This window comes from Methanohalophilus euhalobius (assembly GCF_900215215.1).
Taxonomy (GTDB): Archaea; Halobacteriota; Methanosarcinia; order Methanosarcinales; family Methanosarcinaceae; genus Methanohalophilus; species Methanohalophilus euhalobius.
In genome coordinates this window covers 21546-35046 of the sequence record NZ_OBDR01000004.1, presented here as the reverse complement: position 1 = coordinate 35046, position 13501 = coordinate 21546, and the positions used below count along the sequence as shown (strand labels likewise).

Below are 13501 nucleotides of genomic sequence, written 5' to 3'. Positions count from 1 at the left end.
AATCGGGTATCAAATAGGGTGTTTATGGAAGACGGGCAGATATGCTATACTATTGGTTATGGAAATAGCATTTTTAATGAATTCCTGAATAGGTTACAGGACAACTCCATAAAAATAGTTGTGGATGTACGTAGTTATCCGCAATCACAGCGTCCGGAATACAATGCCGAAAACCTGGAAGTGAAACTTCCAGAGAATGAAATTGCCTATTATCACTATCCTTTGCTTGGAGGGATGGGTAAGCGTTCTTATATAGAATATATGGAAAGTGCAGGTTTCAGGAAGGAGTTTGCGATCTATTATACCAGATAAACAGGAAGGCAGACAACGATACAAAGATCGCTCTTATGTGTGCAGAAAAGAATCCACGCAACTGTCATCGCAGACATATTGCAGAAAAACTTGAAAAAGAGGGGATAAAGGTGATACACCTGACCGACCCCGGGCAGGCATCCCTCCCCTTTTAATACATATTTTCCAGGCGTTTAATACGCTCTTCTGTTGTGGGATGCGTGCGGAAAAGGTTAGCAAGCGTACTTTTCCTTATCGGATTTACGATAAACATATGAGCCGTACTTTCAGATGCTTTCACATCCTTTGGATTTTGCTTGTAATTGGTTGCACCCTTCTCAAGTTTAGAAAGAGCACTTGCAAGAGCCTGGGGGTTTTTGGAAATACGGGCCCCGTCTGAATCTGCTGCAAATTCGCGGGACCGGGAAATTGCAAGGCGTATAATCGTAGCTGCAAGGGGAGCAACTATGACAAGAGCCAGGAAGCCTATGATATTATTGCCTTCACCGTCACGTCCGCCGAGTCCTCCAAATATTGCTGCCCACTGGGCCCATGTAGCAACCATGGTGATTACACCTGCAATTGTTGCGGCTATTGCACTGATCAGTGTATCCCTGTTCCTGACATGAGCAAGTTCGTGAGCCAGAACACCTTCGATCTCCTCTGAATTCAGGATATCCATAATACCTGTAGTCACTGCCACAGCAGCATGCTCAGGATTCCTGCCTGTAGCAAAAGCATTGGGCATGGACGTCTCCACAATATAAACCCGCGGCATTGGAAGACCGGCATTATAAGCAAGATTATGCACTATCCGGTACAGCTGTGGAGCTTGTGCTTCTGTAACTTCCTTTGCCTTGTACATTTTAAGCACAATCTTGTCACTATACCAGTAGGTACCGAAATTCATGAGGATAGCAAAGGCAAAAGCAACCAGCATTCCCCCTGTACCCCAGTATGAACCAACCATTACCAGCAGACCCGTGAGTGTTGCAAGTAATACTGTAGTTTTAAGCATGTTCTTCATGATATACCTCGAGCATACTTCGGATTATGTCAAAATAAGCTCATATTAATAAACTAATATGATTTGTAATTCTATAAAAATATTTCGGACAAGTTGGGTTGCACTGTTCAGTTAAGAAATAAATAGAGGGATTCGTTCAACATATAAATAACTGGATGGATATGTTTATCGCTTATCATAATTATATCAGAAATCATCAAAATTTAAATTCATATACGCCATATCAATGGGAAAGATGCTTTTAACTGAACAGTGTCATCAAGCATACACAATTTTTTATACAATCATTTCTGTTATTTTTGTTAATAAAAAAGCTAATACTTGTAACCCTCAACTATATATACTATCACATTATAGTATTTTACAATGTGGAGTTTGAATGCGCGTTACCAAACAGAACTCCACATTGGCCCGAAGGCATAGTTATGTCTAATTTCACATTATATAAACATAGCTTTGCCTTTGGTACAATTTGTATAATGAGGTAAACTATGAAAATTGAAACAAATAGCAAAAGAATATTAGCGTGTGGCATTGTCATATGTTTAGTATTGTTATCTACAATCGGATCTGCATCTGCATATAGCCTGAAATCTTATTGGTGGCAAGATGAAAAAGCTGGTTTTAAAATTGATTCATCGGTATCAACAACTTGGCACAATGCTTTGAATTCTGCTATGGATGAATGGAACGATGCACCATCTGATTTTTATTATTACTATGACTCTAGTAGTGATAATAAATTCCAATGTCAATATCTCCCACAAGAAACATGGAATGGTTTGTGTTCAACAACCTATTCTGGTGACTCTATAATTAAGACTATTATCACGTTAAATACTGCTAAATCGTGGTCAACATATTCTATCTGTCTACCTGGTAAGATGGATGTTCAAAGCACTGCAACACATGAATTTGGCCATGCGCTTGGTTTAGCCCACTCAACTTACAGCGATGCAACAATGTGGCAATATGGATATACTGGAACAACTTGGAAAAGATCCCTCCATTCTGATGATGAATGTGGAATAAGAGCAATGTATGGACCAGAATGAGGTGACAGAATATGTCAACAAATAATACATTAAAAGGTGGTTTATTCATTTTGGGAATTTTGTCAATTGCATTAGTAGGGATGGCTTTAGCAAACGACTTTAGCACTAACGAAAATGTGGGCATAACCATTGAATCTCATGCAGAACTTGAATCAGTGAGTCATGAATATCTGAAAAATGAATCTGATGTAATTCTTACAGGCACAGTTACAGAAATATTGCCCAGTAAATGGAACACCATAGATGGCAAGCGATCTTCTAAATCTGTCCATGATCTAAAATGGCATGATATGATCTATACTGATGTAGTCGTGGCTGTGGATGAATATCACAAAAACCCATTAAATAAGAAAGAAGTGGTTGTTAGGATATTTAGCGGAACAGTTGGAAAAGATTCATTTGTACTCGACTCCGAACCATCGTTCTCTTTAAATGAAAAAGTATTTTTGTACTTAGTTGAAGACAATTGGGAATATACCAAAAATATGGGTCCAAAACATTACTTTGTTCTTGGTTCAATGCAAGGCAAATACACGCTGACAGATGATGGTAAAGCAATTAGACCAGATGAAGTAGTTGCATTTGAAGAACTCCTCCTTCCTCTTGAGAATGCTGAAGAACATTTTGTTGCAGAAGAATCTAAATGATGCTGTATATCAGCATCACTTTTTACTTTGCAAGAGGATATAATATAAAAATGGAATGATCTAAATGAAGAACTTTTTGAAGCGTTTAAGTATATTTATTCTTTTAGCATTACTGCTCATCCCATCAAATGCTCTAGCAACGGAGTGGCCACCAGAAGTTGCTGAAATTTCATACCAAATCGAACATTCAGACAGAATCATAGTAGGAAATGTAAGCAATATTGAAATGTTTGAGAACTATACATTGGTAACTATAGAAGTAAATGAATGGTTGATGAACCGGTTGCCCCGGGATGAAATAATTGTAAGAACTGAAGTGGGTACTTCATTTGAAATCGAAGGTGCCACAAGATTTAATCAGAGCGAACAAGTCATCCTGATGCTCAAAGATATAAGTGTCAGCGAGAATGAATTCAAAGTCACTTTTATGGAAAATGGTAAACATCCCCTATCTGAAAAAGATGAAGTTATGAATAAACTTACTAAAGAATCTCCATTTATTGGAGTCTTCAGGTCACTGGTTGCTATCTTTTTGGTTGTTTACTTGTCCAGAAGAATTAGATGAAAAGTGTTAATTTAGGTCACACCAACAATACCTACCAAAAACAGGGCTGACAGGAACATGATCACAAGAGCAAAGATGAGGAGTACAGCACCTGGATTGTATTGTGCATCTTCCTCTCCATACATTTTAGTGTTTTTCATAACCATCTCCTGATATTAATCGTATTTCATTATATAAATCATTCTATTAATACATGACCCTTAAAAAGGAAGAGGATATTCAGATATCCTCTACAGTAATATTGGACTCATTATCGACACCTTCAAGCATCGATTCAAGTTCTGCCAAGTCATCCTCCAATGATGATATTTCTTCATCGGTAAGAGCTGCACCTTCCTGTGCAAGTATGTCTTCGGCAACATCTTCGGATACAGTTTCATTTACCACTTCCGAATCACTCTGGTCTGTACAACCCGAAACCATCAGGGATGAAAACATGATTAAAGCTATCAACAAAGAAACGGACCTTTTCATGCTATTCATTCCTCCACCGACTCGTTATTCATTGTACTGTTCATTGAGCCCTCATCCTCATCGATCTCCATATACTGCTTGATTTGATCATTTGTCAATGAGGTTCTGTTACCGATTTCAGCTATTATTTCATTCATATCGGTGGTATTGAGAGTAAACTCATCCTCGGTTTCATTGAATTTTATTTTTACTTCCGATTGTTCGCCCTTTATTTCTACTTCAATCTCGATTTCTTCCTCATCATCGAAATCTTCATTCTCTGTAGAATAGGTTCCTGCCCATTCCATGGTTTCAGAATCCGTGGTGTAGGTACCTTCCCCGGAGAACACCGTGCTTCCAGTACCCGTGGCATTAATGGAGAGATTCTCCCCTGAAACCATCATAGTAAGACGGCTGCCATTGATATGAGCATCTCCTGTGAAGTTAAGATAGACTGCTGCAGGAGTACCCCTACCCATGGATCCTTCTGGAGTTATCCGTTCATATTCCCCATCCATCTCGATGGTTGCATCACCTGCCAGATCCTTCACAACAAGTTTTGCATCTGTTGCCGAGAGGGTTATATCGAAATTACCAGACAACACAGCTGTACCATTTCCTTGTGCACTGACATCTGTATCTTCTGAAAGATTAGCAAATCCCTGCCTGTGATCCTTCAGGAATTCCAGGATGTCATGGAGTACATCGTTGGCCTGGCGTGTAGCATTCACAGCCTGTTGCATGTAGGCAAGTGATTCACTGCTGCCTTGTTCTTCATCCAGGGCCAGTTCACGGTATTCTGATGCATTTTCTATCAGTGTGTTATAGCGCTCAAGCATTAGTTCGACTTCTGTTGTATTCACCCCACTTTCATTGAGACGCTCTATTTCGGACTCGAGACGCTCAGAAATGGAATCGGCTTTATCAATATAATTTCCAACACCATTCAGGACGTTGAGAGACCTGAATTTGTATAGGTCCATTGAAACGTCATGCCAGATCTTACGCACATCCCGTGCAATCTCTGAAAGCTCTTTCCGGTCATTGGCATCTTCGAGTTTTTCCTGCTGATCTTCAAGCTGGCCGATGTATTCATCGATTCTTTCGATGGAATCCTCTGGTACACCTTCAGCCTCGAAATCTTCCTTTGTATCGGACAGGCGGCTGACCATGTAATTGATCGTGTCATTTAGATACTCACTGGATACATTGAATACGTCTTCGGAATTAGCGGAGAGTTGCCCCTGTTGGACCCTCTCCTTTACAGTCAGAAGCTTTTTCCTGGAATTCTCATAATTATTCTTCATCCGCTCCCTCTGTCCCGGCACCTTGTCGCGAGCAGAAACTTCAGGGTTTGGAGTATTGCCAGGGTTCATATTGCCCTGGGCCGTATTCATTTCCACATTCCTTCCCGGTACATCATCAGGGACAGAAGTATTGTTAGGGCTCATGTTGCCCCGGTCTGCATTCATTCTATTATCTGGCTTTGCAACTGCAACGGCTGTAAACATACTTGCACACATTACAATGACCAGAACAAAAGTCAATATCTTTCTGAAATCCATTCCAATCCTCCTTGTATTTAGCATCGTTATCAATCGCATATTGGGCAGATGAGGATATAAATATACTTTTTCAACAGGCAACTTTAAAGAAAAATAAAGCGTTTTAAAACTTTATAATCGTTTAATTTTTACAAACAAGGTTTTAAACTAATTTAAAAGTTAATTAAACCCAAATAAGCAGATTAAAAGACAAAAAAATACCAAAAAGGAAGAATCATATTTTCAATAAACATATATGCAATACTGTATTAAACTAGGACTGTGAGTAACAAACAACTTCGAATCGCCACAATTGTTCTTCTGTGCACCCTGATGTTTGCTAACTGTACAGCCGCCGAAGATACTGCAACAGTCCATGGCTCACTATATAATTGGTACACTTTAGAACCACAGGAAGATGTCATCCTCGAAATAAACACAACTCCTGCACAAACTGTAGTGGCAAGTAATGGGATATATGCATTCACACTGGAGCCAGGTTCATACCTTATAATCGCCAGAGGGTATGAAAACGGTACTCTCACAGCTTACTCGGAAGAAGAAATTACAATCAAAAAGCAAGGAGATTACGTAATCGACATCCTGCTTTATCCGGTATATGAAGAAGATATTGAAGACCTCAACGATACTGAGTTAAGCAACCTGACAGCCTCTGTAGAGGAAGGTACAAAAATCGTTGAACAAACATCTGATGATAAGAGCAATTCCTACTATCTCTTAATACTCATAATCCCACTCCTTATTGTTGCCATCTATTTTTATCGGCACAAAAAAGAAGAAAATGGCAAAAATTCTGTTACCAGCAGTTCAGGCATATCCGAAATTGAACAGATACAGGAATTGGAGCAAACGGGTGGAAAGTCTCATACTGCAAGGCCAGAAGACGAGGATAAAAAAGAAGAGGAACTGCCTGCGGACCTGAAGGAAATCCTGACAATATTACAGAAAGCCGGAGGAAGAATAACCCAGAAAGACCTCAGACAGAGACTTAATTGTTCCGAGGCTAAGGCAAGCCTGATGGTAGCAGACCTCCAGAGAAGGGGATATATTGACAAGTTCAAAAAAGGAAGGGGAAATATACTGGTATTAAAAGGATGAAAATGATCCCGCCCACCAAAACCTATAATTGTTTATTACCCGTTAGGAATGCAAAACAGATAATCCGAATTATACCAAAAGGAGGTTACCTATGAGAGTTTCAATGGATATAGAACTGAAAGACACGCCTGGTCAGCTCCTTTGCGCTCTGACACCCATATCAGAATTACGCGGGAACCTGAAATCAATAGTCCATCACCATGAAGAAAGGACACCTAGAGGCACCATTCCAGTACAGCTCGTTTTTGAAGCCGAACCTGATAATCTCGATGCAATTATAAAAAAACTTAAAAAAAATGGCATAGGAATCAGCAAAGTAGATGAAAAAAGATTGATCGAGGAAGGAGCAGTCATCTTGATAGGTCATATTGTCCATACCGATATTCAGGACACTATCGACAGCATTGACAGGACCGGGTATGCAGAAGTTGTGGACATTTCTCTTTCCATGCCCCATATAAATACCGCTTCATCTGCTTCCCTGAAGATATGTGCTGTAGGGATAAAGGAACTGCATGAAGCAATCAGCATACTAAAAAATATTGCAGAGAAAAAAGACCTGCTTGTTGTTGAGCCCATAAGGGCAGAATTTTCCTGAGGAGTTATACATATGAAAATTATTCGTGCATCAATAATCGGTTTTGGTTCTGTAGGACAGGGAGTAGCTCAGGTATTACTCCAGAAAAAAGAGGAGATCCAAAAAAAGGGTTTTGACCTGAAAGTTGTTGCTGTGGCTGATTCCAGAAGTGCTGCTATCGATGAAAAAGGCCTTGATCTTGAAAAGATTCTCAAGAGTAAAAAGGAAATTGGCCGGGTAGGACCCGAAACATTAAGCGGCCTGAAAGTTATCAGAAATGTAGATCATGAAGTTGTCATTGAAACCACCCCTACAGACATTGAAACCGGAGGAGTCGGGCTTGACAACATGTTGACAGCTTTTGAAAAGGGAATGGATGTGGTAACATCCAACAAAGGTCCCCTGGCCCTCAAATATGGGGAACTTGCAGAAGCTGCCCAAAAAAACAATGCTAAATTCAGGTTTGAGGCAACTGTCGGTGGTGCCATGCCGGCAATAAACCTGATACGTGATAGTATAGCAGGCAACTCAATTATCAGTATTGAAGGAATCCTGAATGGAACCTGCAATTACATCTTAACAAGGATGATGGAGGAGCACGCATCATATGAACAGATGCTTGCAGAATCCCAGGAGCTCGGCATTGCTGAAACTGATCCAACATATGATGTGGAAGGAATCGATGCTGCCTGTAAACTTGTAATTCTTGCAAACTATGTATTCGGAATGAAAGCAACATACCATGATGTGGATGTAAAAGGTATCACCAAAATTACTCCTGAAGCTCTCTCCCTTGCACAATCCGAAGGATATGTTATCAAGCAAATAGGAGAAGTCAAGGATGGATTTATCCAAACCTCACCACGTCTTGTTCCGGAAAGTCATCCACTTGCCGTTGGAGGAACCCTCAATGTTGTATCGGTGCAGACCGATCTTGCAGGCACAGTTACCTCAACTGGCAGGGGTGCAGGTTCTATCGAAACTGCGAGTGCAATCCTGAGCGACCTTATATCAATTTACAGAGAAGATTGAGAATAGGTGTTCATAAGTGACCTCTTTTGAATATTTTGCAAAAACATGTGCAAGTATCGAACAAATCCCCGGTTCACTGGAAATGACCGATGTGATTGCAAAACTCCTGAAAGAGGTTACAATTGAAGAACTTCCTGTCGTGACCCACTTTGTAATGGGTTCGGTTTTCCCTGCCTGGAGTGATAGGCAAATGGGTGTCGGGAACAGACTCCTATATACCGCCCTCTCAAAATCATCAGGGGTTTCAGAGGAAGAAATCGAAAATATCATCCGTAAAACCGGGGACATAGGGGAAACAGCAGTACAGGCCCTGTCATCCAATCCTGCAGGACAGTCCACATTCTCAGCATTTACTGAAGAAAAACCCGGCATGGAAATCAAAGAAGTTTATGAGAGGTTCACCCATATTGCAGATGCTACAGGAAAACGTTCTCAGAGTACCAAAATAAAAAATCTACAATATCTTTTCAATTCGGCAACCCCGATAGAGGCACGTTACCTGGCCCGGCTTGCTATCGAGCAACTGCGTATCGGTGTGGGAGAAGGAATTGTCAGAGATGCGATATCCAAAGCCTTTGATACTGATGTGGCTGCAGTCGAGCGGGCATTCATGCTGACAAACGACCTGGGGCTTGTAGCCGTTGCGGCCTGCAATGGTGGCAATGAAGAAGTACAGAAACTTGACATTCAGCTGAATCGGCCTGTCAAAATGATGCTGGCACAGGTAACACCCAGTATCCGGTCAGCCCTGAATGACCTCGGAGAAGTTGCTGTGGAATGGAAGTTTGATGGGGCAAGAGTGCAGATACATAAAAAAGGAGATAACATACACATATTCTCCCGCAGACTTGAAAATGTAACATCCTCCCTGCCCGATGTAGTAGAAGCAGTTCAGGAAAATGTGAATGCAGACACGGCTATTCTGGAAGGAGAAGCCGTGGCAATCGGAGAAGATGGTAAACCTCGCGCATTCCAGGACATACTTAAGCGGTTCAGAAGAAAATATGATGTTGAAGCAATTGCCAAAGCAATCCCCCTCAAACTAAACCTCTTTGACATACTCTACTTTAACGGGGAAAGCCTGATTGATAACCCACTCAGGAAAAGAAGAGAGTTATTGTTCCAGAATGTCCAGAGCAATGACAGGATACTCGTGGACAGACAGGTTATTACCGATAATGAGGAAGAGATACAGGAAATTTATGCAGATGCCCTCAGGGCAGGCCATGAAGGAATAATGATAAAAAAGCCCGATGCACCTTATTCTCCCGGTAAAAGAGGCAAGAACTGGCTCAAGAAAAAGCCACTCATGGAAACCCTGGACCTTGTAGTTATCGGTGCCGAATGGGGATATGGACGACGGGCAAATCTCATTGGTTCCTATGCACTTGGATGTTATGATCCGGACACCGGGAAATTCCCTGCCATTGGGAAGGTTGCCACCGGAATTACAGACGATAAACTGGCAGAACTCACCACTCTTTTTTCTGACTTGATTGTTTATGAAGCCGGCCGAAAAATAGAATTAAAACCGGAAATTGTCTTTGAGATTGCTTTTGAAGAGATACAAAAGAGTCCCAATTATGAATCCGGATATGCCCTGCGTTTTCCCAGGCTTGTTAATGTGAGGGATGATAAATCTCCTGAAGAAGCAGAGAGCCTGGAAAGGATCGGGGAGATATACCACTCCCAGAGATCCTGATTATCTTCCCAGTTCAGCATGGGCGCGTGCCAGATGACCGGCTGCTTGTGCACCTACAAGAGAGATTTCTCCTGCAAGTACCGCTGATGCTATTATTTCAGCCAGTTTTTTTGAATTGGCACCAGGCACATCACTTCCACCGGCAACTCCCAGCAAAGCCAGGCATTCTGCCTGCGTACCTATTATAGTGCCTCCTCCTACAGTACCCAGCTGTAATGCCGGCAGGGTCACAGTACAATAAAGGGAGCCATATTTTGTAACATCCATTGTAGTTATCGCACTGCTACCCTCAACAACATGAGCAGGGTCCTGGCCACAGGCAATATACATGGCAGCGATTATATTGGCCGCATGGGCATTGAATCCCAGGGACTGCGCACGGGCTGAACCCAGAAGATTTTTCCTGTAATTCACCTCTTCCATTGCTTGCGGAGTGGTCTTTAATTTCTTTTCTACAACTTCAGCAGGCAATTCAGCCTCAACAACCACAGTTTTACCCCGGCCCTTGATGTTATTGATAGCTGCGGGTTTTTTATCGGAGCACATGTTTCCAGAAAGGGATATCGGATAAACACCGAACTCGTTACTGATCAGGTCCACAATCGCCTGGGTAGCAATAGTTACCATATTCATTCCCATAGCATCCTTGGTGTCAAATTCAAAACGCAGGTAAACATTGTTACCCAGTACATATGGTTCAACACCGGTAAGTTTACCAAAACGTGTCGTTTCAGAAACTTTATTTTGAAGTTGGCCAAAAACGTCCCCGTCTTTTATCCAGTCAACAAATTCTTTTGCATGATTAATATCATTCATCCTGAACACAGGCGCCCTGGTCATCACTTCATTGAAGACCCTCACTACAGTGCCACCTGAAACAGAAATCGCTGAACAACCACGATTCACACTGGCAACCAGAGCTCCTTCTGTAGTGGCAAGAGGAAGATAATACTCCCCTTGCGCAAATTCCCCACCTATTTTAACAGGACCTGCAATTCCCAGAGGAACCTGCACCGCTCCAATCATATTTTCAATATTGCGCTTACTTGCTTCATTTTCATTTATACTGAAACTACCAATATGTTCCAATTGTACATCTCTAATTCTTTCCAGAGCCATTCTGCGAAGGAGCACAGCCCTGTCCTTTTCGACATGTTTATCCAGACGATGCATTGAAAGGCTGCCACTTACCAGTTGGCTCAATAATTCCTTTTCTTCCATAGAAAGTTGATTTTCTGTATTCATTGTGATCACTAATGAGTTTTTGAATATGTATAATTAGCACATATTGTTACAAGTATTTCACGCATAATAATCTTTAGAAAATAAAATCTTAAAACATACTCCCTCATACTGATGATTACTATACAAGACGATGCGAATAACGTTAAATAAGAATAAATATAATTTGAACTTGCTAGTGGTATAGCAGGTGGTACAACAAGAGAGCTTACATTAATAGCGATAGTATAGGCTATCTGTTGTGCTTCTCTATCTTTATAGCAGACGTGGTGGTATGAGCTAATGAAGAGTGGGGATAGTCCAAACAAAGCCCCCGAGGCCAGCCAGAACCCCGATTCAGAATTCAATAAATGGAGAAGGGAATGGCTGGTCAAAAAGGCAAAGGAAAGAAGTAGCCATGGTACAAGGGAAAGTAATCCTGATATGGACAATGGCTTCTGGTACTGGTACATGGAAAAAAGTGCAAAGTTGCATCAAAGATATATGCGTCTTTATGATGATATTACTGCAAAAGAATTCAGGGAAAACAAAGAGGGAATTGATGATTCCAGGGATGACATAGATTACATAAGGCAACAATTTTTGAAACAGGATCGAGAAACAGTGAAAGTACTGGCAGACAAGCTTGCTAAAGTGGGTTTGGAAAAAGAATCAAAAGAATTCCTATCTTTAAAGCCCATGCATAAGGAAACTATCCAGAAACTTGACCGTTTTTTTGAGGTGTTGCATAGCAAACACTATAATGATCTTGAAATAATCGATTTTTATTTATCCCTCTCACCAGAAGAAAGAGTGTAGTTGGGTTGCAAACCCTAAAAATTCATGAATATATCTTTTCTTTTGCAACCTTTTCTGGTATGATTATCCGATAGTCTTAAATAAACAACTGTCCGTACAAAATAGTACTAAAGTGTACATTAAATATGAGGGACTTATCATGGAATATACAAAATATATACTCGATGAAAATGATATGCCAAAGAAATGGTATAATATTTTACCTGACATGCCCACTCCCCTTGAGCCTCCATTGAACCCTGCAACAAATGAACCAATCAAACCGGAGGAACTTGAACCTCTTTTTGCCAGGGAACTTATCAAACAGGAAATGTCTGATAAGCGTTACATAGACATCCCCGATGAAATAAAAGATATCTATAAGCTCTGGAGACCATCTCCCCTTTACCGTGCCTCAAGACTTGAAAAGGAACTCGGCACACCTGCAAAGATCTACTACAAGCACGAAGGTGTGAGCCCTGCTGGCAGCCACAAACCTAACACCTCAATTGCCCAGGCTTACTACAACATGAAAGAGGGAACCGAAAGGATTACTACTGAAACCGGAGCAGGACAGTGGGGAAGTGCTCTTTCCCTTGCATGTAACTATTTTGATATTGAATGTAAAGTGTACATGGTACAATCCAGTTTCTACCAGAAACCTTACAGAAAATCCCTCATCAACCTCTGGGGAGCAAATGTAATTCCATCCCCGAGCAATGAGACCCAGTTCGGCAGAAAGATCCAGGAAGATTTCCCTGATACAAGCGGAAGTCTGGGTATAGCCATCAGTGAAGCTGTAGAAGATGCTGCTCTCAATGATAATACCAAATATGCATTGGGTAGTGTACTTAACCATGTTATGCATCACCAGACAATAATAGGACTGGAAACCCAGGAACAGATGAAAATGGCCGAGGATTACCCGGATGTCGTTATCGGCTGCTGTGGTGGCGGTAGTAACCTTGCAGGAATCGGACTTCCATTCATCAAGGATAAAATGGATGGCAATGATCTGAGAGTAATCGGTGTAGAACCATCCGCATGTCCTACCTTAAGCGCAGGGGAATTCAGATATGACTATGGAGATATGGCAAAGATGACACCATTGTTGAAAATGCATACTCTGGGATACGATTTCATCCCGCCTGCAATCCATGCCGGTGGACTGCGCTATCACGGTTGTTCACCAATAATCAGTCAGCTTGTCAATGAAGGCCTCATGGAAGCCACAAATTACCATCAGATCGAAGTATTCAAAGCAGGCGTGACCTTTGCCCGAACAGAAGGATTTGCCCCAGCTCCTGAATCATCCCATGCAATCAAATGTGCTATCGATGAGGCAATGAAGTGCAGGGAAACAGGGGAAGAAAAGACCATCCTGTTCAATCTGAGTGGCCATGGTCATTTTGATATGATCTCATACGACAAGTATTTCAACGGGGAACTTGGAAACGAATAAAAAAAGAA

The 13501-nt window shown here is 41.4% G+C and carries 16 protein-coding genes; 11 read left to right on the top strand and 5 right to left on the bottom strand.

Annotation, left to right across the window (positions count from 1 at the left end; genetic code table 11):
- Window positions 1–24: 24 nt before the first annotated feature.
- Entirely contained in the window at window positions 25–312 is a 288-nt protein-coding gene (locus CP947_RS05270; protein WP_096712193.1) for a DUF488 domain-containing protein, read from the top strand.
- A complete protein-coding gene (locus CP947_RS11040; protein WP_096712192.1) occupies window positions 258–467 on the top strand; it encodes a DUF488 family protein in 210 nt (69 codons plus the stop codon). The genes CP947_RS05270 and CP947_RS11040 overlap by 55 nt, the downstream gene beginning before the upstream one ends.
- Here the strand turns inward: CP947_RS11040 and htpX are convergent.
- Complete coding sequence (gene htpX, locus CP947_RS05260; RefSeq protein ID WP_096712191.1) at window positions 464–1318, bottom strand: zinc metalloprotease HtpX; 855 nt, start codon at window positions 1316–1318, stop codon at window positions 464–466. The two genes, CP947_RS11040 and htpX, sit on opposite strands and share 4 nt — an antisense overlap.
- Before the next feature lie 491 nt (window positions 1319–1809).
- On the opposite strand from htpX, the gene CP947_RS05255 reads away from it, so the two are divergent.
- The 3 genes from CP947_RS05255 (at window position 1810) to CP947_RS10385 (ending at window position 3585) form a co-directional block, all read left to right on the top strand.
- A complete protein-coding gene (locus tag CP947_RS05255; protein WP_096712190.1) occupies window positions 1810–2373 on the top strand; it encodes a matrixin family metalloprotease in 564 nt (187 codons plus the stop codon).
- An 11-nt stretch (window positions 2374–2384) separates the two neighbouring features.
- Window positions 2385–3020, top strand: a complete 636-nt coding sequence (locus tag CP947_RS05250) for a hypothetical protein (protein ID WP_243641484.1) — start codon at window positions 2385–2387, stop codon at window positions 3018–3020.
- Window positions 3021–3264: 244 nt separating this feature from the next.
- The gene (locus CP947_RS10385) at window positions 3265–3585 is read left to right on the top strand and encodes a hypothetical protein (protein ID WP_132130893.1); all 321 of its coding nucleotides are present in this window, start codon (window positions 3265–3267) and stop codon (window positions 3583–3585) included.
- 11 nt (window positions 3586–3596) lie between these two features.
- Here CP947_RS10385 and CP947_RS10920 read toward each other — a convergent pair whose 3' ends face one another.
- From CP947_RS10920 to CP947_RS05235, 3 genes are all read right to left on the bottom strand, one after another.
- Window positions 3597–3725: a hypothetical protein gene (locus tag CP947_RS10920; RefSeq protein ID WP_279387821.1), complete on the bottom strand. Its 129-nt coding sequence runs from the start codon at window positions 3723–3725 to the stop codon at window positions 3597–3599.
- 79 nt (window positions 3726–3804) lie between these two features.
- A complete protein-coding gene (locus CP947_RS05240) occupies window positions 3805–4059 on the bottom strand; it encodes a hypothetical protein (RefSeq protein ID WP_096712188.1) in 255 nt (84 codons plus the stop codon).
- A 5-nt stretch (window positions 4060–4064) separates the two neighbouring features.
- Window positions 4065–5603 (bottom strand): hypothetical protein, encoded by a 1539-nt coding sequence (locus tag CP947_RS05235; protein ID WP_096712187.1) that lies wholly within the window; start codon window positions 5601–5603, stop codon window positions 4065–4067.
- Window positions 5604–5864: 261 nt separating this feature from the next.
- On the opposite strand from CP947_RS05235, the gene CP947_RS05230 reads away from it, so the two are divergent.
- From CP947_RS05230 to CP947_RS05215, 4 genes are all read left to right on the top strand, one after another.
- On the top strand, window positions 5865–6701 hold the full coding sequence (locus CP947_RS05230) for a helix-turn-helix transcriptional regulator (protein ID WP_132130894.1): 837 nt from the start codon (window positions 5865–5867) through the stop codon (window positions 6699–6701).
- A 91-nt stretch (window positions 6702–6792) separates the two neighbouring features.
- The gene (locus CP947_RS05225; RefSeq protein WP_096712185.1) at window positions 6793–7299 is read left to right on the top strand and encodes an amino acid-binding protein; all 507 of its coding nucleotides are present in this window, start codon (window positions 6793–6795) and stop codon (window positions 7297–7299) included.
- Window positions 7300–7311: 12 nt separating this feature from the next.
- The gene (locus CP947_RS05220; protein WP_096712184.1) at window positions 7312–8310 is read left to right on the top strand and encodes a homoserine dehydrogenase; all 999 of its coding nucleotides are present in this window, start codon (window positions 7312–7314) and stop codon (window positions 8308–8310) included.
- Window positions 8311–8326: 16 nt separating this feature from the next.
- Complete coding sequence (locus tag CP947_RS05215) at window positions 8327–10012, top strand: ATP-dependent DNA ligase (protein ID WP_096712183.1); 1686 nt, start codon at window positions 8327–8329, stop codon at window positions 10010–10012.
- Here the strand turns inward: CP947_RS05215 and hmgA are convergent, their stop codons facing one another.
- Window positions 10013–11257 carry a hydroxymethylglutaryl-CoA reductase (NADPH) gene (gene hmgA / locus CP947_RS05210; RefSeq protein ID WP_096712182.1) on the bottom strand — a complete coding sequence of 415 codons (1245 nt, stop codon included), beginning with the start codon at window positions 11255–11257 and terminating at the stop codon, window positions 10013–10015.
- A 279-nt stretch (window positions 11258–11536) separates the two neighbouring features.
- Between hmgA and CP947_RS05205 the strand changes: the two genes are divergently transcribed.
- Together CP947_RS05205 and CP947_RS05200 are read left to right on the top strand one after the other, a co-directional pair.
- A complete protein-coding gene (locus tag CP947_RS05205) occupies window positions 11537–12052 on the top strand; it encodes a hypothetical protein (RefSeq protein ID WP_096712181.1) in 516 nt (171 codons plus the stop codon).
- A 139-nt stretch (window positions 12053–12191) separates the two neighbouring features.
- The gene (locus CP947_RS05200; RefSeq protein ID WP_096712180.1) at window positions 12192–13493 is read left to right on the top strand and encodes a TrpB-like pyridoxal phosphate-dependent enzyme; all 1302 of its coding nucleotides are present in this window, start codon (window positions 12192–12194) and stop codon (window positions 13491–13493) included.
- The last annotated feature ends 8 nt before the right edge of the window (window positions 13494–13501 follow it).